This is a genomic window from Streptomyces sp. NPDC045026, from assembly GCF_056432625.1.
On sequence record NZ_JBWKIS010000004.1, the window covers coordinates 403,693 to 422,191 of the forward strand.

The following is an 18,499-nucleotide window of genomic DNA, read 5'->3' on the forward strand; positions in this document are numbered from 1 at the left end:
GCCCGGCCTGTCAGCGGCCTATCTCCCTGCGTGAGGCGCGGCGGAGCCTGCGCCGCTGGGAGGGGTCCAGCGCCAGGTAGGCCGCCGTGGGCACCCCGAGCACGATCAGGAGTGACACCCACCAGGGCAGCCAGATCAACAGGATGAGTCCGGCCGCCACACCTCCTGCGGCGATCTTCGCGTTCCTCGACATGTCCGTCGCCTCCTTCGGGGGCTGCAAAGCGCCCTCGCCATGAGAGGCGGGCCCCCGCCTCTACTCTCTGAAACGGACTCGCCGTCCAAGCGGTTCCTGTTCACGACCCTGAGACACCCCTGAGCCTCCACCCTGACGCACCCCCGAGCCCCGCGCAGCCCCAGGCAGTCGCGGAGAGTCCCAGGCAGCCTCCGGCATCCCCATCCGACACGCACGCCCTGAGCCCCGGGCGAGGAACCCGGGGCCAAGGGCTGCGCAGGGGCGGCCGGACCCACCCGGACAGCGCCTCGTTCCGTGCGCCGGCTCGTTCCATGCGCCGGCTCACTCCATGCGCAGCGGCTCCCCGACCTCGTACATGTGGCGCAGGGCCTGCCGGTAGGAGTCGACGAGGCCGGTCTCCGTGAAGGGGATGCCCAGGTCGCGGCAGTGGGCCTTGACGAGGGGCTGGGCCAGGCACAGGTGGGGGCGCGGCATGCTCGGGAAGAGGTGGTGCTCGATCTGGTAGTTGAGGCCGCCGAGGAACCAGTCGGTCAGTGCGCCGCCCTTGATGTTGCGGGAGGTGAGGACCTGTCGGCGCAGGTGGCCCCAGCGTTCGCCGTCCGGGTCGGGCATCTCCATGCCCTTGTGGTTCGGCGCGAAGGCCATGCCGAGGTGGAGACCGAAGAGTGCCTGGTGGATCGCCGCGAAGGCGAGGGCGTGGCCGAGCGGCATGGTGGTCAGGAGCAGGACTACGTAGCCGACGACGTGGGCGACGAGGAACAGTCCTTCGACGGCGCGTTCGCGCGGGGGCTGGCGGCGCAGGTCCTGGAAGCCGTACAGCTTCAGGGCGAGGCCCTCCAGGAGGGTCAGCGGGAAGAAGAGCCACGCCTGGTTGCGGGTGAGCCAGCGGCGGAAGCCGGAGCGGGTCGCGGCCTGTTTGCTGGTGAAGACGAGGACGTCGGCGGCTACGTCGGGGTCCTTGTCGATGTGGTTGGGGTTGGCGTGGTGCCGGTTGTGCTTGTCGTTCCACCAGCTGTAGCTCATGCCGAGCAGCAGATTGCCGTGGATGAGCCCGATGACCCGGCTCACGGCGCGGTTGCCGGTGATCTGGGCGTGGCCGGCGTCGTGCCCCACGAAAGCGGTGCGTGCGCAGAGCACCGCGAGGACGGGCGCGAGCGCGAGGACCCACCAGGAACCGCCGATGAGGGCCATACCCGTGCCGACGGCCGCGAGGGACAGGGCGTTCAGCGCGATGTTGCGCACGTACCAGCCGGTGCGCCGCTCCAGGAGGTCCTGGCTCTTGACGGTCCGCAGCAGCGGCGTGAAATCGCTGCCTCTCGGCTGCGTCCCGGTCGCACCTGAGGAATGGTCCACTACGGGTTCGACGGCCAGGGTCATGGCGAGGTCTCCGGTCTCTGGGCATGGCAACAGGCGCGGGATGGGCACGGCGGAGGATGTGGCGACGGGGTGGGGAATGGCGTACTGTCCGGACGCCCTGCTCACGAGACGGCCTGACCTCAACAAACCTAGGAATCAGCGGCCTTGGCCACCATGAGGCCACCACCCGACTGTGCGCGGGGTTAGCACCGCCTCCGAAGGGGGGCTAGCTACACCCCTTTCGGACGAGGGTGACCGACGTCACCTTGTGACGTGCCAGGCCAGGCGGATTCTTCGGGTAGCCTCGGCGATTCCGCCCGGTAGTCAAATTTGAGGAATACGTCATCGCTGCCCACAGGCGTCCCGTGGCAACACTCCCCGAGATCTCCGAACTGGTCCGCTGTTGCGCTGTCTTCGTGCCCGGCGACCCGGCACGCAATGGAAGAGTCGCCTTCTGGCGCCCCGACGGCGGCCGGGCTCCGCACACCGAGGCGGGCACGCCCGAGGAGCTCAGCCTTGCCGTGCCCGGGGAAGCCGGTGCCGAGCGCGAGTCCGTACCGGCCCTCCTGTTGCCCGTACGCGCCGCACTACCCGTCCTCACGCGCGCGCGTGCCACCGCACAGGCGCACCCGACCACCCTCTTCTGGGGCGCCGCCTCCGTGCTCGCCCTCCAGTTCACGGCGCGCGGCCTGCTGCTGCCCGGACTCACCGCGACCGATCACGACGCCTGGCGCGCGGGCCCGCTGCGGGCCGAGGACCTGGAGCGGGTCAGGGAGCTGGCCGCAGCGATGCCTCCCGAGGCCCACGCGACGCCCCTGGACGGTCCGGGGCCGCTCCGTCTCCCCGCCCCCGAGGCGCTGCTGCGCGCCTTCCTCGACGCCGTCGCCGACACCCTGCCCCGCTCCCCCGCGGCGAGCCTCGCAGCGGGCGCGCGGGCCTTCGCCGCACCCGAGCCGCAGCCGGTGCCCGAACACCGTGCCTGGGCCGCCGATGTCGCCGCGGGACACGACGCGGGCGTGCGGATCTCGCTGCGCGTCGAGGTGGCCGGCCTCGACCTCGCCGTGCCGGGGGCCGCGGACGAGGAGCGCGTCGCCTTCCGCGCCGTGCTCCAGATGCACAGCGTCAGCGACCCCGCACTGGTCGCCGACACCGCCGAGGTCTGGGCGGCGTCGGGCGCTGCGGCCACGGCATTCGGGCCGCGGGCACGCATGGACGCCCTGCTCGCGCTGCGGGGCGCCGCCCGCGCCTGGGCACCCCTCGCGCCGCTGCTCTCGGCCGCCGTGCCGGACGCGCTCGACCTGGCGGACGAGGAGATCGCCGACCTGCTGGGCGCCGGGGCACGGGCCCTCGCCGCGGCGGGCGTCGACGTGCACTGGCCCCGGCAGCTGGCGCGCCGGCTGAGCGCACGCGCGGTCATCGGTCCTCCGGACGAAGGGTCACCCGGAGGGGAAGACCCGGACCGGCTCCGGACAGACACCCCGTCGTTCCTCGCGGCGGATGCCCTCCTCGCCTTCAACTGGCGGTTCGCGCTGGGCGACCAGGAGCTGAGCCGGGACGAGCTCGACCGGCTGGCCGAGGCCAACCGGCCCGTCGTCAGGCTGCGCGACCAGTGGGTCCTCATCGACCCCGAGGAGGCCCGGCGCGCCCGTGAGCACCAGGACCGCAAGGTCACGCCGATCGACGCGCTGGGCGCGGTCCTGACGGGTTCCACTGAGGTCGACGGCCGCCGCGTCGACGTCCACCCGACGGGCTGGCTGGCCGATCTGCGGGAGCGGCTCGCCGACCCGGAAGGCATGGAGCCCGTCGGACAGCCCGCCGCGCTGGCCGCCGAGCTGCGCGACTACCAGCTGCGCGGCCTGAACTGGCTGGCCCGGATGACGTCCCTCGGCCTCGGCGCCTGCCTCGCCGACGACATGGGCCTCGGCAAGACGATCACGCTGATCGCCCTCCATCTGCACCGGCAGATCGTCCCGGAGACCGCCGCCCCGACCCTTGTCGTGTGCCCTACGTCCCTCATGGGCAACTGGCAGCGCGAGATCGAGAAGTTCGCACCCGGCACCCCCGTGCGCCGCTTCCACGGCGGGCGCCGAAGCCTGGACGACCTCGGCCCCGGCGAGTTCGTGCTCACCACATACGGCACGATGCGGCTCGACGCCGCGCAACTCGCGGGCACCGACTGGGGCATGGTCGTCACCGACGAGGCGCAGCACGTCAAGAACCCGCACTCGGCGACCGCGAAGGAGCTGCGGACCATCGGGGCACGCGCGCGCGTGGCGCTCACCGGCACTCCCGTGGAGAACAACCTGTCCGAGCTGTGGGCGATCCTCGACTGGACGACCCCGGGGCTGCTCGGAAAGCTCGGCACGTTCCGTACGCGTTACGCGCGCGCGGTGGAGGAGGGCAAGGACCCGGCGGCGGCCCAGCGCCTGTCCCAACTCGTGCGGCCCTTCCTACTCAGGCGCCGCAAGTCGGACCCCGGCATCGCGCCCGAGCTCCCGCCGAAGACCGAGACCGACCGCGCCGTGTCGCTCACCACCGAACAGACCGGGCTCTACGAGGCCGTGGTGCGCGAGACGCTCGCCGAGATCTCCGGCGCGGACGGCATCGCCCGGCGCGGACTGATCGTCAAACTCCTCACGGGGCTCAAGCAGATCTGTAACCACCCGGCCCAGTTCCTCAAGGAGGACGAGCCGCGCGTCCCCGGCCGCTCCGGCAAGCTGGAACTGCTCGACGAACTGCTCGACACGATCCTCTCCGAGGACGCGAGCGTGCTGATCTTCACGCAGTACGTGCAGATGGGGCGCCTGATCGAGCGCCATCTGGCGGCTCGCGGTGTGGCCTCGCAGTTCCTCCATGGCGGCACGCCCATCGCCGCGCGCGAGGCGATGGTGGGGCGCTTCCAGGAGGGCGAGGTGCCGGTCTTCCTACTGTCGCTGAAGGCTGCCGGTACGGGCCTCAACCTCACCCGCGCCGAACACGTCGTGCACTACGACCGCTGGTGGAACCCGGCGGTCGAGGCGCAGGCGACGGACCGCGCGTACCGGATCGGGCAGCACAGGCCCGTGCAGGTCCACCGGCTGATCGCGGAGGGGACGATCGAGGACCGGATCGCCGACATGCTGGTCCGCAAGCGGGAGTTGGCGGATGCGGTGCTCGGCTCCGGCGAGGCGGCCCTGACCGAACTGACCGATTCCGAACTCGCCGATCTGGTCGAGCTGCGAGGGGGCGCACGATGACGGACCGCCACGAATACGGCGAAGACGACCTGTTCGACAGCGAAGAGGAAAACCATGGCGAGGGGGCCGACGCGGCGGAGGAGCGTGTCTTCGCGGCGCTGCCGCCTGTCCAGGGACGCGGCTTCGCGCAGTCGTGGTGGGGACTGACCTGGCTCAAGGCGCTGGAGGACACCGCCCTCGACCTCCAGCAGCTGAAGGCAGGGCGCGGACTCGCGCGCGCCGGTTCCGTGGGGGCCGTCTCGGTGCGGCCCGGTCGGGTCACTGCGGTCGTCCAGGACCGGGGCGGCGCCGCGTACCGCGCGGACGTGCTGCTGCAACGGCTGAGCGAGGAGGAGTGGCACCGGTTCCTCGGGATGGCGGTCGAACGAGCCGGGCACATCGCGGCTCTGCTCGACCGTGAGATGCCGCCGCACCTGGTCGAGGACGCGGCGGCGGCCGGAGTGGAACTCCTTCCGGGTATCGGCGACTTGGAGCCGCGCTGCGGGTGTGACGCGTGGGACCACTGCGCCCACACGGCGGCGCTCTGCTACCAGCTGGCCCGTCTCCTCGACCAGGATCCGTTCGTGCTGCTGCTGATGCGCGGGCGCGGCGAGCGGGCACTGCTCGACGAACTCCAGGTGCGCAGCGTGGCGTCCGCCTCGGCCGGGTCCATCGACGAGGAGACCGACGAAGGACCGGTGCACGCGGACGGCGTCGCCGCCACGGAGGCTTTCGCGGCGGGGAGCATCCTGCCCCCGCTGCCGGCCGCTCCCCCGGTGCCGCCCGAGGTGGGGCGCGTGCCGTCCCTGGACACGGAGACGGAGCCGCCTGCCGGGACGGATGTGGCGGCGCTGGAGTTCCTCGGCGCGCGGGCAGCGGCCGAGGCACACCGGATGCTGACGGATGCGCTGGCACCGGGCCATGAACTACGCGCTCCGGAAGCCGAATTGACGATGGATCAGGATGCGGTCCGGCTGGCTGCGGGCTCCCCCGAGGCGCGGATCGGGGCCAGGCTCGCCGACGGATCGGGGCGGGTCCGCGAAGGTCTCGCGGCGGCCGTGTCGGCCTGGGAACACGGGGGCACCGCCGCCTTGTCCGTCCTGGAGGACGAGTGGACGCCGGACGCAGAGACGGCGGCACGCGCGCGTACCGCCGTCGAAGCGGCCTGGGACGCCGGGGAGCGCCCGCCGCTGCGGGCGGCCCGCAACCGGTGGACGGCCACCGGCACGGGCGCGCAGGTGCGGCTCGGCCGCGACGGCCGCTGGTGGCCGTACCGCAAGCACCGCGGCCGCTGGCTCCCGGCGGGCCCTGCGGCCCACGACCCGGCCGCGGCGCTGTCGGCCGCCACCGGGGACGAATGACCTCCGGCCGGGGTCACCACGCACCAGCACACACCCCGGCCGAACCCTCCCCTCCAGCAACCACCGGCTCCCGTCGGAGCCCGCCGCCCACGACCCGGCCGCAGCACTGTCGGCCGCCACCGGGGACGAATGACCTCCGGCCGGGGCGACCACGCACCAGCACACACCCCGGCCGAACCCTCCCCTCCAGCAACCCCCTACAGCGAGTACAGGGAGCAACCCGCAAGCGCTTACTCGCGCTCCCTACCGAACCTTCCCCGCCCTCCGTAAGATCCGCGGCGCAAGTGGTCCAGTCCACTCACGCGCTTGGAGTGCTCCATGAACATCGGCCGCCGTACCGTGCTCACCGCCCTCGGCTCCACCGCCGCGCTCACCGTGTCCGCCTCAGGGGCCCGCGCCGGGAGCGGAGCGGCCTCGCACGCCCCGGCCGCCGACGCCCTGGCCCGGCTGCTGCCGCGCCACCACGACCAGGTCACCTTCCGCACCCTCCCCCGCCCCGACCGCGGCGGAGGGGACGCGTTCAGGGTGTCGGGGTCCAGAGGCCGCATCCTCGTCGAAGGCACCACACCCGCCGTGCAGTTGACCGGCTTCCACCACTATCTGCGCCACCACGCCCACGCGCACTTCTCGTGGAACGGCGAGCAGACGGAGTCCCTGCCAGCGCGGCTGCCCGCTCTCGCCGCGCCCCTGGCGCGCGGCGCGAACGTCGCCCACCGGTTCGCCTTCAACGACACCAACGACGGCTACACAGGCCCGTATCACGGCTGGGACTACTGGGAGCGCGAGCTCGACGTGCTCGCGCTGCACGGCTTCAACGAGGTCCTCGTGCACCTCGGCGCCGACACCGTCTACGACCGCACGTTCCAGGAATTCGGTTACGAGGACGCCGAGATGCGCGCGTGGATCGCGGGCCCGGCCCACCAGCCGTGGTGGCTGCTCCAGAACATGTCCGGCTTCGGCGGCCCCGTGTCGCGCAGGCTCCTCGACCGGCGTGCGGCGCTCGCCCGCAAAATCGTCCGCCGGATCCGCGAGCTCGGCATGACCCCGGTGTTCCCCGGTTACTTCGGTACCGTCCCGCCCGGTTTCGCCGACCGGAATTCTGGCGCGCACATCGTCCCTCAGGGCGACTGGGTCGGCTTCACGCGCCCCGACTGGCTCGACCCGCGAGACCCGCACTTCGCGAGGATCGCGGAGACCTTCTACCGCGTGCAGAGCGAACTGCTCGGCGACACCACCATGTACAAACTCGACCTGCTGCACGAGGGCGGCAAGCCGGGGGACGTGCCGGTGGGCGAGGCCGCGAAGGCGGTGGAGAAGGCGCTGCGCACCGCCCATCCCGGCGCGATCTGGAACATCCTCGGCTGGCAGACCAACCCGCGCCGCGACATCCTCGACGCCGTCGACCGCTCGAAGATGTTCATCGTCGACGGCCTCTCCGACCGCTTCCCCACGGTGACCGACCGCGAAGAGGACTGGGCGGGCACGCCCTACGCCTTCGGCTCGATCTGGAACTTCGGCGGCCACACGACGATGGGCGCCAACACCCCCGACTGGGCCTCGCTGTACGAGAGTTGGCACACCAAGGAGAACAGCGCCCTGGACGGCATCGCGCTCATGCCCGAGGGCGCCGACAATAATCCGGCCGCGTTCGCCCTCTTCAGCGATCTGCCGTGGACGGACGGCTCCGTCGAGCTGAAGAGCTGGTTCGAGCAGTGGCCGGCGCAGCGTTACGGCGGGCACGACGCGCACGCGGTGGCCGCCTGGGACATCCTGCGCCGCACCGCGTACGGCACCACGCGCGCGGACAGCTGGAGCGAGGGTCACGACGGCCTGTTCGGCGCCCGGCCCGCCCTGGACGTCTCCAGCGCGGCGTCCTGGTCGCCGGGCGCGCTGCGCTACGACCCCGAGGAGTTCGCGCGGGCCCTGCCCGAACTGCTCGCGGTCGCACCGGCCTTGCGCCGCAGCTCCGCGTACGCCTACGACCTGATGGACGTCACCCGGCAGACGATCTCGCACCGCAGCCGCGTCCTGCTGCCGCGGATCAAGGCCGCGTTCGACGCCGAGGACCGCGGGGCGTTCGAGGAGCTGACCGGTGAGTGGTTCGGCTGGCTCGGGCTGCTGGAGGAGACCGTCGCCACGCAGCCGCGCCATCTGCTGGGGCGCTGGATCGCCGACGCGCGCGCCTGGGGCGCCGACGAGGAGGAGCGGGACCGTCTCGAGTACGACGCCGTGTCTCTGGTGACGGTCTGGGGCCCGCGTTCGGGCGCCGACGACGGCGGGCTGCACGACTACGCGAACCGCGAGTGGGCCGGGCTCGTGGGCGGCCTCTACACGCTGCGCTGGCGGACCTACTTCGACGGGCTCGCGGTTGCCCTCACCGATGGCACGACACCGCGGCCGGTCGACTGGTACGCCCTGGAGGACGGCTGGATCCGCGACCACCCGGCGTACTCCGCACGGCCCTCCGGCGACGTCGTCCGCATCGCCCGCAAGGTCGCCGCACGGCTCTGACCACGCGGCACAACCGCGGAAGCCGGTGCCCTCCGCCGCGCGAAGGGCACCGGCCGACTCGGCTAGCGGATCGGCAGACCCGAGAGCGTGCGGGCGATCACGAGGCGCTGGATCTCGCTGGTGCCCTCGAAGATCGTGTAGATCGCGGCGTCGCGGTGCATGCGCTCGACCGGGTACTCGCGGGTGAAGCCGTTGCCGCCGAGGATCTGGATGGCCTGGCCGGTGACCTTCTTGGCGGTCTCGCTCGCGAAGAGCTTCGACATGGAGCCCTCGGCCGACTCGAACTTCTTGCCCGTGGTCGCCATCCAGGAGGCACGCCACACCAGGAGTCGCGCCGCGTCGATCTGGGTGCGCATGTCGGCGAGCTGGAAGGCGACGCCCTGGTTGTCGATGATCGGGCGGCCGAACTGCGTACGCGTCTTGGCGTACTCCAGGGCCTCCTCGTACGCGGCGCGGGCCGTGCCCACCGCCATCGCGCCGACGGCCGGGCGGGACGCCTCGAACGTGGCCATGGCCGCGTTCTTCACGCGCTCGCCGCCACCGGCCTCGGCGCGCTCACGCGCGCGTGCCATGCGCTCGTCGAGCTTGTCCTTGCCGCCGAGCAGGCAGGAGCCGGGCACGCGCACGTCCTCGAGAACGACCTCGGCGGTGTGCGAGGCGCGGATGCCGTGCTTCTTGAACTTCTGCCCCTGGGACAGGCCCGGCGTGTTCGGCGGAACGATGAAGGAGGCGTGGCCCTTGGAGCCGAGCTCGGGGTCGACGACGGCCACGACGACGTGGACGTTGGCGATGCCGCCGTTGGTCGCCCAGGTCTTGGTGCCGTTGAGGACCCACTCGTCCTTGGTCGCGTCGTAGACCGCGCGGGTACGCATGGAGGCGACGTCGGATCCGGCGTCCGGCTCGGACGAGCAGAAGGCGGCGACCTTGACGTCGTTGGCGTCGCCGTACATCTGGGGGATCCAGGTGCCGATCTGCTCCTCGGTGCCGTTGGCGAGGACGCCGACCGCGGCGAGTCCGGTGCCGACGATCGACAGGGCTATGCCCGCGTCGCCCCAGAAGAGCTCCTCCATGGCCATCGGGATGCCGAGACCGGTCGGGTCGAAGAACTGCTGCGCGTAGAAGTCCAGGGAGTAGATTCCGATCTTCGCGGCTTCCTGGATGACGGGCCACGGCGTCTCTTCGCGCTCGTCCCACTCGGCGGCCGCGGGACGGATCACATCGGCGGCGAACCCGTGGAGCCAGTCCCTGACTTCCTTCTGCTCGTCGTTCAGATCCATCGTGAACTCGGCCATGTCCCCTCCAGCACTGCGTACACTTCAGACGTTACTTGCGGTAACGGCAGTCTGTTACTCGCCAGTAGCACCTGTCAACTCCCGGCAGCCCGTTCGATGCCCCGAGACCGTCGAGTGTTACGTTTCGCGTGCGTCAGGCCATCGCACGGGCGGGGAGAACCTCATGGAGACCACACAGCGGACGGAACAGCAGTCGTCTGCCGAGCGCCGGCGGCGAGAGCTGCTGGAGGCCGCGGACCGCGTGGTGCTCCGCGACGGGCCCGGTGCGTCCATGAACGCCATCGCGGCCGAGGCGGGCATCACCAAGCCGATCCTCTACCGGCACTTCGGCGACAAGGGCGGCCTCTACGCCGCGCTCGCCAAGCGTCACACCGACGCGCTCCTCGCCTCGCTTCGGGCCGCGCTCGACGCCCCGGCGGAGCGCCGCGAGCGGGTCGAGTCGACGCTCGACACCTATCTCGCGGCGATCGAGGCGCGGCCTCAGGTGTACCGCTTCCTCATGCATCCCTCGGAGAGCGTGTCCGAGAGCACGGCGCCGGGCGAGCAGGGCTTCTACGTCGGCAAGCACTCCGCTCCTCTGCTGCGCCGCATGGGCGAGGAGCTCGCCGAGGTCATCGAGGAGCGCGTCGACCTCGGCCCCGGCAGCCAGCAGCTCGCGCGGGTCTGGGGCCACGGGATCGTCGGCATGATGCACGCCGCGGGCGACTGGTGGCTCGGCGAAAGGCCCTGCTCGCGAACCGAGTTGGTGCGCAGCCTCGCCGACCTGCTGTGGGGCAGGCTCGCCGCGGCGGGCGACAAGGCGGGCGGGCCGGGGTTCTAGGGCCGCTCCCTGATCCGGCCTGATTCCGAACTGATCCGGCCTGATCCGAACGAGAGGCCCTGGCCCAAGGAGCCTCAGGACGCCGCGTCGGTCGCCCAGGGGGCCCGCGCCGCCCGACGCAGGACCCTGCGGCGGCGCCACCCCGTGACGCGGTCCGTGTAGAGCCGCCCCTCCAGGTGGTCGCACTCGTGCTGGAGGCAGCGGGCGAACCAGCCGGTGCCGTGCACCACCGCAGGCTCGCCCCGCAGGTCCACGCCCTCGACGCGGGCGTGGTCGAAGCGGGGTGTGCCCGCCTCCAGGCCCGGCAGCGAGAGACAGCCCTCCGGGCCGCGTACGACCACGCCGTCCGCGTCGACGAGGCGCGGGTTCACGACGTACCCGAGGTGGCGGACGTCCTCGTCGTCGGGGCAGTCGTACACGAACACCCGCGCGGACTCGCCGATCTGGTTCGCCGCGAGGCCCACGCCCTGGGCGGCGTACATCGTCGCGAAGAGGTCCTCCACGAGACGGCCGAGCGAGGGGCCGAAATCTGTCACCTCCTCGCAGGGCGTGTGCAGCACGGGATCACCGAGCAGGGTCAGGGGTCGTACGCGCCCGGAGGCGCCCGGGATCGAGCCGTGTCGCATGGCCGTAAGGGTACGGTCAGAGCGAACCCCGGATCCGGGGTGGTGCCGCGGTTCGGGCGCAAAGGTGGATCTCGATAGGCTGACTCCACCAAGCGATGCCGGGGGCAGGCGCGGCGCCGTACGCAAGGAGGATCCAGAACGATGTCAGGCAACTCGGAGCCGCTGACTCCGCGGGCCAAGCTGGCCGTCACGGCGGGCAAGGCGGCCGCGGCGGTGTCCCGCGCGGCGGGCCGCGGCAGCGGATCGGTGATCGGCGGCAAGGTCGCGCTCAGGCTCGACCCCGAGCTGCTCGGGCGGCTTGCGCAGCATCTGGACGTGGTGCTCGTCTCGGCGACGAACGGCAAGACCACCACCACCCGGCTGATCGCGGAGGCCCTGCGCGCCGCCGGCCCCGTCGTGTCGAACGCGCTCGGCGCGAACATGCCCGCGGGCATCACCTCGGCACTCGCCGGCGGCTCGGACGCGAAGTTCGGCGTGATCGAGGTCGACGAGAAGTACCTCGCGGGCGTCGCCCGCGACACCGCCCCCAAGGCGATCGCGCTGCTCAACCTCTCGCGCGACCAGCTCGACCGCGCCGCCGAGACCCGCATGCTCGCCGAGAAGTGGCGTGAGGGCCTGGCCGGTTCGAAGGCGATCGTGATCGCGAACGCGGACGACCCGCTGGTCGTCTGGGCCGCGTCCTCCTCGCCGAACGTGGTGTGGGTCGCCGCAGGGCAGGAGTGGAAGGACGACGCGTGGTCCTGCCCGTCGTGCGGCGGCGTGATGCAGCGCCCCGGCGACGACTGGTACTGCGGCGAGTGCGGCTTCCGCCGTCCGACGCCCAGCTGGGCGCTCCAGGGCGACTACGTCCTCGACCCGCACGGCTCGGCCTGGCCGATCCACCTCCAGCTCCCCGGCCGCGCCAACAAGGCGAACGCGACCTCGTCGGCCGCCGTCGCCGCGTGCTTCGGGGTGCCGCCCCAGGTGGCTCTCGAGCGCATGTACCAGGTGCAGGCAGTCGCGGGACGCTACGACGTCGTGCAGTTCCTCGGCCGCGACCTGCGTCTGCTGCTCGCGAAGAACCCGGCGGGCTGGCTCGAAACGTTTTCCCTGATCGACCCGCCGCCGACCCCGGTGATCCTTTCGGTCAACGCGCGCGGCGCCGACGGCACCGACACCTCCTGGCTGTGGGACGTCGACTACACGCGTCTGGCGGGTCACCCGATCTTCGTGATCGGCGACCGCAGGCTCGACCTCGCCGTCCGGCTCGAGGTCGCCGGCCTGGACTTTCGGGTCTGCGAGAGCGTCGACGAGGCGGTGCAGTCCGCCCCGCCCGGGCGGATCGAGCTGATCGCCAACTACACCGCGTTCCAGGACGTCCGCCGCCGCGTCGGCAACTGAGACCCCGCAGAGGATTCATGAGCATGAGCGACAACGGCCTTCGTCTGGTCTGGGTCTACCCGGACCTCCTGAGCACGTACGGCGACCAGGGCAACGCCCTCGTCGTGGAGCGCCGCGCCCGCCAGCGCCGCCTCGACGTGCACCGCCTCGACGTCCGCAGCGACCAGCCGATTCCCACCTCCGGCGACATCTATCTGATCGGCGGCGGTGAGGACCGGCCGCAGCGTCTCGCCGCGGAGCGGCTGCGCCGTGACGGCGGTCTCCAGCGGGCCGTGGCCAACGGCGCGATCGTCTTCTCGGTCTGCGCCGGTTACCAGATCCTCGGCCACGAGTTCATCAACGACCTGGGCGAGCGCGAGCAGGGCCTCGGCCTGCTCGACGTGGTGTCCACGCGTGGCGAGGGCGAGCGGTGCGTCGGCGACGTACTGGGCGACATCGACCCGCAGTTGGGGCTCCCGCCGCTGACGGGCTTCGAGAACCACCAGGGCATCACGCACCTCGGCCCGTCGGCGCGGCCCTTCGCCCGCGTGCAGATCGGCCGGGGCAACGGCACGGGTGACGGCACGGAGGGCGCGTTCAACGACACCGTGTTCGGCACGTACATGCACGGCCCCGTCCTCGCCCGCAACCCGCTGATCGCGGACCTGCTCCTGAAGCTGGCCCTCGATGTCAACGCGCTCCCGCCGGTCGACGACCGCTGGTACGAGGCGCTGCGCAACGAGCGGATCTCGGCGGCGCAGCAGCCCGCCTGATCGCTGTCCCGCACAAGTGAGCGGGTCCGTCCAGCAGGCGGACGTCAGGTGCGGCCCCGCCCCCTGCCGCCGGTAGGGTGGCGGGGATCCAGCCGGACAAAGTGGTCCGGTCATCGGCCCACTTTGCAAAGGTTCTCGGGCTATGCGTATTGGTGTCCTCACCTCCGGCGGAGACTGCCCCGGCCTGAACGCCGTGATTCGTTCAGTCGTGCACCGTGCCGTCGTCGACCACGGCGACGAGGTCATCGGCTTCCACGACGGCTGGAAGGGCCTGCTGGAGTGCGACTACCGCAAGCTCGACCTGGACGCGGTGGGCGGCATCCTCGCTCGCGGCGGCACGATCCTCGGCTCGTCGCGGGTCCAGCCCGCGCATCTGCGCGACGGCGTGGAGCGGGCCAGGGGCCATGTCGAGGAGCTGGGTCTTGACGCGATCATCCCGATCGGCGGAGAGGGCACGCTGAAGGCGGCCCGCCTCCTGTCGGACGGCGGCCTCCCGATCGTGGGTGTGCCGAAGACGATCGACAACGACATCGCGGTCACCGACGTCACCTTCGGCTTCGACACGGCCGTCGGCGTCGCGACCGAGGCGCTCGACCGCCTCAAGACGACGGCCGAGTCCCACCAGCGCGTCCTGATCGTCGAGGTCATGGGCCGTCACACCGGCTGGATCGCGCTGCACTCGGGCATGGCGGCGGGCGCGCACGCCATCGTCGTGCCGGAGCGCCCCTTCGACATCGAGGAGCTGGCCGCGAAGGTCGGCGAGCGGTTCTCCGCGGGCAAGAAGTTCGCCATCGTCGTGGCCGCCGAGGGCGCCAAGCCCGCCCCCGGCTCCATGGAGTTCGACGAGGGCGTCAAGGACATGTACGGCCACGAGCGCTTCGCGGGCATCGCCACGCGGCTCTCCGGCGAGCTGGAGCAGCGCCTCGGCAAGGAGGCCCGCCCGGTGATCCTCGGTCACGTCCAGCGCGGCGGCACCCCCACCGCGTACGACCGTGTGCTCGCCACGCGCTTCGGCTGGCACGCCGTCGAGGCCGTGCACCGCGGCGAGTTCGGCATGATGACGGCGCTGCGCGGCACGGACATCGTGATGGTGTCGCTCGCCGAGGCCGTCGAGACGCTGAAGACCGTTCCGCAGGAGCGGTACGCCGAGGCGGAGTGCGTTCTGTAGTTCGCTCTTGAAGAGTCTGCCCCCGGTCGCAGCCGCGACCGGGGGCAGTTCTACTCTGGTGCGGACAGACAGCCCACAACCAGTACCAATCAGGAGCCGGCGGATGGATCACAGCGGGCACGGCATGAACATGGATCTGCCGCCGTTCACGCTGGGGCGAGGCCTCGCATGGTCGGCGGACCCCTTCTTCCTGATCGGGTGCCTGGTGGCGCTCGGCCTGTACGGCTGGGGCGTCGTGCGGCTCGCGCGGCGCGGTGACAGCTGGCAGGTAGGCCGCACGCTGTCGTTCGTCATCGGCGTGCTGACCGTGATGCTGGTGATGTGCACCAAGCTGAACGACTACGGCATGGTCATGTTCAGCGTGCACATGGTGCAGCACATGGTGATCAGCATGCTGTCGCCGATCCTGCTCCTGATGGGCGCCCCGATCACGCTCGCGCTGCGGGCGATGCCGGTGGCGCGGCGCGGCACCAAGGGGCCGCGCGAGCTGCTCCTGATGCTGCTGCACAGCCGGTACATGCGGATCATCACGCATCCCGCGTTCACGATCCCGCTGTTCATCGCGAGCCTGTACGCGCTCTACTTCACGCCGATCTTCGACACCCTGATGGGTTCGAAGGTCGGACACATCGGGATGATGGTGCACTTCCTCGCCGTCGGCCTGGTCTTCTTCTGGCCGATCATGGGCGTGGACCCGGGCCCGCACCGCCCCGGCTATGTGATGCGGATGCTGGAGCTCTTCGCGGGCATGCCCTTCCACGCGTTCTTCGGCATCGCCCTGATGATGGCGTCCGGGCCGATGATCGGCACGTACGAGCACCCGCCGGCCTCGCTCGGGATCGACGCGCTGGCGGACCAGACCGCGGCGGGCGGCATCGCCTGGGCGTTCAGCGAGGTGCCCTCGGTGCTCGTGCTGCTGGCGCTGCTGTTCCAGTGGAAGAAGTCCGAGGACCGGCAGGCGCGCCGCAAGGACCGGGCCGCGGACCGCGACGGCGACCAGGAGCTGGTCGCGTACAACGCGTATCTCGCCTCACTGAACACGCGCGGCCAGTAGCGCCCGGCGCCCCTGAGGGGTGACCATGGTGTTCAGCCGTGGTCCGGGCGCTGCGCCGTCCGGGTTACCGGGAGGAGGCGGGCCATGCCCGGATCGATGAAGACGATGGGGGTGCTCACCGTCGGCGCCCTCGTCGCGGTGACGGCCTACACGGTCGCGCTCGGGAGCAACGGCTGGCTGTGGTTCGGCTGGGTCGTGCTCGGTCTGCTCACCCTCGCGATGGCCGCGTCGCGCAGCACCTGACGCAGGGCCCGGTGCCGCACGAGAGCGGGTCCCGCGCGTCAGAAGCGGAAGACGGACCCGGTCGACGCGTTCATCGTGCAGGCGTTGGCGAACGTCTTCTGCCAGGTGATCTTCTTGCCCCGGTACGTGCCGCTGGCGGTGACGGTCACCGGGGCGTAGACCTGGGTGCACATCTCCCGATCCGGGGGCAGGGCGTCCAGGTTCCCCCGCGCTCCGTCGAGTGCGGCGCAGGCCTTCGACGCGTACGGGTGGTGCCCTGACGCCGCCGGCTCGCAGCGCAGCAGCTCGCCGCGCATCCACGAGCCCTGGTCCCCGGAGACGGTGAGGAAGAGCCCCTGGGGCGCGGGCGGGTCGGTGGCGGTGGCGTGGGCGGGGCCGGCCGCGGCGAGAGCGGTGAGGGCTGCGGCGGCGATGACGAGCGGACGCATCACGGGTCCTCCGGTGCGGTTACGGGGAGAAGCGAGGCGGCCAGGGCACTCCGTGCACCGGGTGGCCGCCAAGCGGACGCGCCGTGCGGTCCCCCGGTCGGTGGTCCGGCAGGGTCCGAACGGGCTCTCGCGCACGGGCCGACGATTGGTTACTGTGCGCACGCATCTCGATCCACGGGGAAGGCGGCCCAGCATGTTCTACCGACTGCTCAAGTACGTGATTCTGGGCCCACTGCTGCGGCTGGTGTTCCGGCCCCGGATCGAGGGGCTCGAACACGTGCCGGAGTCGGGCGCGGCGATCGTCGCGGGCAATCACCTGTCGTTCTCGGACCACTTCCTCATGCCGGCCATCCTGAAGCGGCGCATCACGTTCCTGGCGAAGGCGGAGTATTTTACGGGGCCCGGCATCAAGGGCCGGCTGACCGCCGCGTTCTTCCGCAGCGCCGGTCAGATTCCGGTGGACCGCTCCGGCAAGTCGGCGGGTCAGGCCGCGATCCGCGAGGGCCTCGGCGTGCTGAGCAAGGGCGAGCTGCTCGGGATCTACCCGGAGGGCACGCGTTCGCACGACGGGCGGCTGTACAAGGGCAAGGTCGGCGTGGCCGCGATGGCGCTCAAGGGGCAGGTCCCGGTGATCCCCTGCGCGATGATCGGCACCTTCGAGGCGCAACCCCCCGGCCAGGTCATCCCGAACCTCCACCGCGTGACGATCCGCTTCGGCGAGCCCCTGGACTTCTCGCGCTACGCGGGCATGGACGGCGAGAAGGCGATCCTCCGCGCGGTCACCGACGAGATCATCTACGCGATCCTCGGCCTCTCCGGCCAGGAGTACGTCGACAAGTACGCGGCCGACGTGAAGGCCGAGGCCGAAGAGGCCAAGGAGAAGGCACGGAAGTTCCCGCGGATGCCTTTGAGCTGAGAGCGGCGGCCGGGCTGAGAGCGGCCTCCGGGGTTTTCTGCGCACCGCGTAACGCCCTGGAGGTGACGCCCCGCGCCGGGCTACGGTCCGGCCATGAGGACAGCGGTGGTGATCGGGGCGACGGGGCAGATCGGGCGCGCGGCGGTGCGGGCGCTCGCGGAGGACGGCTGGGCCGTGACGGCGGTCTCCCGGGGCGGCGGGCGGGACGCGAGCTGGCCGGGTGACGTGCGGGAGTCCCTCGCCGACCGGGAGGACGACGCGGCGCTCGGCGCGGTGCTCGGGGACGGCGTGGACGCGGTCGTGGACACGGTGGCGTACGGCCCGGCCCACGCGCGACAGCTGGCCTCCTTCTCCGACCGGATCGGTTCCGCGGTGGTGATCTCCAGCGGGTCGGTCTACGAGGACGACAAGGGCCGGGGTTTCGACACGCAGGGCGAACCGGACGGGGCGCCCGAGTACCCGGTGCCGATTCCGGAGACCCAGCTGACGGTCGCGCCCGGCGACGCGACGTACAGCACGCGGAAGGTCGGGCTGGAGCGGGAACTGCTGGCGCTGGGCGACCAGCTGCCGGCGACGCTCCTGCGCGCGGGCGCCGTGCACGGGCCGCACTGCCGCACACCGCGCGAACTGTACTTCGTGAAGCGGAACCTGGACGGCCGCCGTACGCGTGTGCTGGCGTACGGCGGGCGCAGCCGGTTCCATCCGGTCAGCGTGCACAACCTCGCCGAGCTGGTGCGGCTCGCCGCGGCGCGGCCCGGCTCGCGGGTCCTGAACGCCGGGGACCCCGAGGCGCCGACGATCGCGGAGATCGGGGCGCAGATCGACGCCGTGATGGAGGTCGGGACGGAGACGGTCCTGGTGGACGGTGCGCCTCCGGAGCCGAGCGTGGGTGGCACCCCGTGGTCCATCGCGCACCCCGTCGTGTACGACATGGCCGCCGCGGAGCGGGAGTTGGGCTACCGCGCCGTGACGACGTACAGCGCGTCACTGCCCGAGACGGTGGGCTGGCTGACCGAGCGGCTGAGCGCGGGGCGCGGCTGGGAGGAGGCGTTCCCGGCGATGGTGCGGAGCTACACGACGGGGCTCTTCGACTACGCGGCCGAGGACGCGTGGCTGGCCCGGCGCGGCTGACCGCACGGTGACGGCCCGGCCCCGAGCGGGGGCCGGGCCGTCAAGGTGCTGCC

The 18,499-nt window shown here is 71.8% G+C and carries 16 protein-coding genes; 11 read left to right on the forward strand and 5 right to left on the reverse strand.

Going from position 1 to position 18,499, the window contains the following annotated elements; all coding sequences use genetic code 11:
- Window positions 1–10: 10 nt before the first annotated feature.
- Together AC07EJ_RS12355 and AC07EJ_RS12360 are read right to left on the reverse strand one after the other, a co-directional pair.
- Window positions 11–193, reverse strand: a complete 183-nt coding sequence (locus tag AC07EJ_RS12355; RefSeq protein WP_389476775.1) for a hypothetical protein — start codon at window positions 191–193, stop codon at window positions 11–13.
- A gap of 321 nt (window positions 194–514) precedes the next feature.
- A complete protein-coding gene (locus tag AC07EJ_RS12360; protein WP_389476777.1) occupies window positions 515–1,570 on the reverse strand; it encodes a fatty acid desaturase family protein in 1,056 nt (351 codons plus the stop codon).
- Window positions 1,571–1,914: 344 nt separating this feature from the next.
- Between AC07EJ_RS12360 and AC07EJ_RS12365 the strand changes: the two genes are divergently transcribed.
- The 3 genes from AC07EJ_RS12365 (at window position 1,915) to AC07EJ_RS12375 (ending at window position 8,636) form a co-directional block, all read left to right on the forward strand.
- Window positions 1,915–4,785 (forward strand): DEAD/DEAH box helicase, encoded by a 2,871-nt coding sequence (locus AC07EJ_RS12365; protein WP_389476779.1) that lies wholly within the window; start codon window positions 1,915–1,917, stop codon window positions 4,783–4,785.
- Window positions 4,782–6,125 (forward strand): SWIM zinc finger family protein, encoded by a 1,344-nt coding sequence (locus AC07EJ_RS12370; protein ID WP_478884178.1) that lies wholly within the window; start codon window positions 4,782–4,784, stop codon window positions 6,123–6,125. Before AC07EJ_RS12365 ends, AC07EJ_RS12370 begins: the two co-directional genes overlap by 4 nt.
- 318 nt (window positions 6,126–6,443) lie before the next feature.
- Complete coding sequence (locus tag AC07EJ_RS12375; RefSeq protein WP_478884179.1) at window positions 6,444–8,636, forward strand: alpha-N-acetylglucosaminidase; 2,193 nt, start codon at window positions 6,444–6,446, stop codon at window positions 8,634–8,636.
- Window positions 8,637–8,698: 62 nt separating this feature from the next.
- Here AC07EJ_RS12375 and AC07EJ_RS12380 read toward each other — a convergent pair whose 3' ends face one another.
- Window positions 8,699–9,928: an acyl-CoA dehydrogenase family protein gene (locus AC07EJ_RS12380; RefSeq protein WP_478884180.1), complete on the reverse strand. Its 1,230-nt coding sequence runs from the start codon at window positions 9,926–9,928 to the stop codon at window positions 8,699–8,701.
- Between the two features lie 163 nt (window positions 9,929–10,091).
- On the opposite strand from AC07EJ_RS12380, the gene AC07EJ_RS12385 reads away from it, so the two are divergent.
- The gene (locus tag AC07EJ_RS12385; protein ID WP_389476787.1) at window positions 10,092–10,748 is read left to right on the forward strand and encodes a TetR/AcrR family transcriptional regulator; all 657 of its coding nucleotides are present in this window, start codon (window positions 10,092–10,094) and stop codon (window positions 10,746–10,748) included.
- A gap of 74 nt (window positions 10,749–10,822) precedes the next feature.
- Here AC07EJ_RS12385 and def read toward each other — a convergent pair whose 3' ends face one another.
- Window positions 10,823–11,374, reverse strand: a complete 552-nt coding sequence (def, locus tag AC07EJ_RS12390) for a peptide deformylase (protein WP_389476789.1) — start codon at window positions 11,372–11,374, stop codon at window positions 10,823–10,825.
- 141 nt (window positions 11,375–11,515) lie between these two features.
- On the opposite strand from def, the gene AC07EJ_RS12395 reads away from it, so the two are divergent.
- The 5 genes from AC07EJ_RS12395 (at window position 11,516) to AC07EJ_RS12415 (ending at window position 15,971) form a co-directional block, all read left to right on the forward strand.
- A complete protein-coding gene (locus AC07EJ_RS12395) occupies window positions 11,516–12,754 on the forward strand; it encodes a Mur ligase family protein (protein ID WP_100597528.1) in 1,239 nt (412 codons plus the stop codon).
- 23 nt (window positions 12,755–12,777) lie between these two features.
- Window positions 12,778–13,506 (forward strand): type 1 glutamine amidotransferase, encoded by a 729-nt coding sequence (locus tag AC07EJ_RS12400; RefSeq protein WP_362908853.1) that lies wholly within the window; start codon window positions 12,778–12,780, stop codon window positions 13,504–13,506.
- Window positions 13,507–13,648: 142 nt separating this feature from the next.
- Complete coding sequence (locus AC07EJ_RS12405) at window positions 13,649–14,674, forward strand: 6-phosphofructokinase (RefSeq protein ID WP_389476792.1); 1,026 nt, start codon at window positions 13,649–13,651, stop codon at window positions 14,672–14,674.
- Window positions 14,675–14,777: 103 nt separating this feature from the next.
- Window positions 14,778–15,728, forward strand: a complete 951-nt coding sequence (locus tag AC07EJ_RS12410) for a cytochrome c oxidase assembly protein (protein ID WP_389476794.1) — start codon at window positions 14,778–14,780, stop codon at window positions 15,726–15,728.
- A gap of 84 nt (window positions 15,729–15,812) precedes the next feature.
- The gene (locus tag AC07EJ_RS12415) at window positions 15,813–15,971 is read left to right on the forward strand and encodes a hypothetical protein (RefSeq protein ID WP_266566960.1); all 159 of its coding nucleotides are present in this window, start codon (window positions 15,813–15,815) and stop codon (window positions 15,969–15,971) included.
- A gap of 38 nt (window positions 15,972–16,009) precedes the next feature.
- Here AC07EJ_RS12415 and AC07EJ_RS12420 read toward each other — a convergent pair whose 3' ends face one another.
- Complete coding sequence (locus tag AC07EJ_RS12420; RefSeq protein WP_389476796.1) at window positions 16,010–16,399, reverse strand: SSI family serine proteinase inhibitor; 390 nt, start codon at window positions 16,397–16,399, stop codon at window positions 16,010–16,012.
- 193 nt (window positions 16,400–16,592) lie between these two features.
- On the opposite strand from AC07EJ_RS12420, the gene AC07EJ_RS12425 reads away from it, so the two are divergent.
- Complete coding sequence (locus AC07EJ_RS12425) at window positions 16,593–17,315, forward strand: lysophospholipid acyltransferase family protein (RefSeq protein WP_389476798.1); 723 nt, start codon at window positions 16,593–16,595, stop codon at window positions 17,313–17,315.
- A 93-nt stretch (window positions 17,316–17,408) separates the two neighbouring features.
- Complete coding sequence (locus tag AC07EJ_RS12430) at window positions 17,409–18,446, forward strand: NAD-dependent epimerase/dehydratase family protein (RefSeq protein WP_389476800.1); 1,038 nt, start codon at window positions 17,409–17,411, stop codon at window positions 18,444–18,446.
- Window positions 18,447–18,499 lie beyond the last annotated feature (53 nt).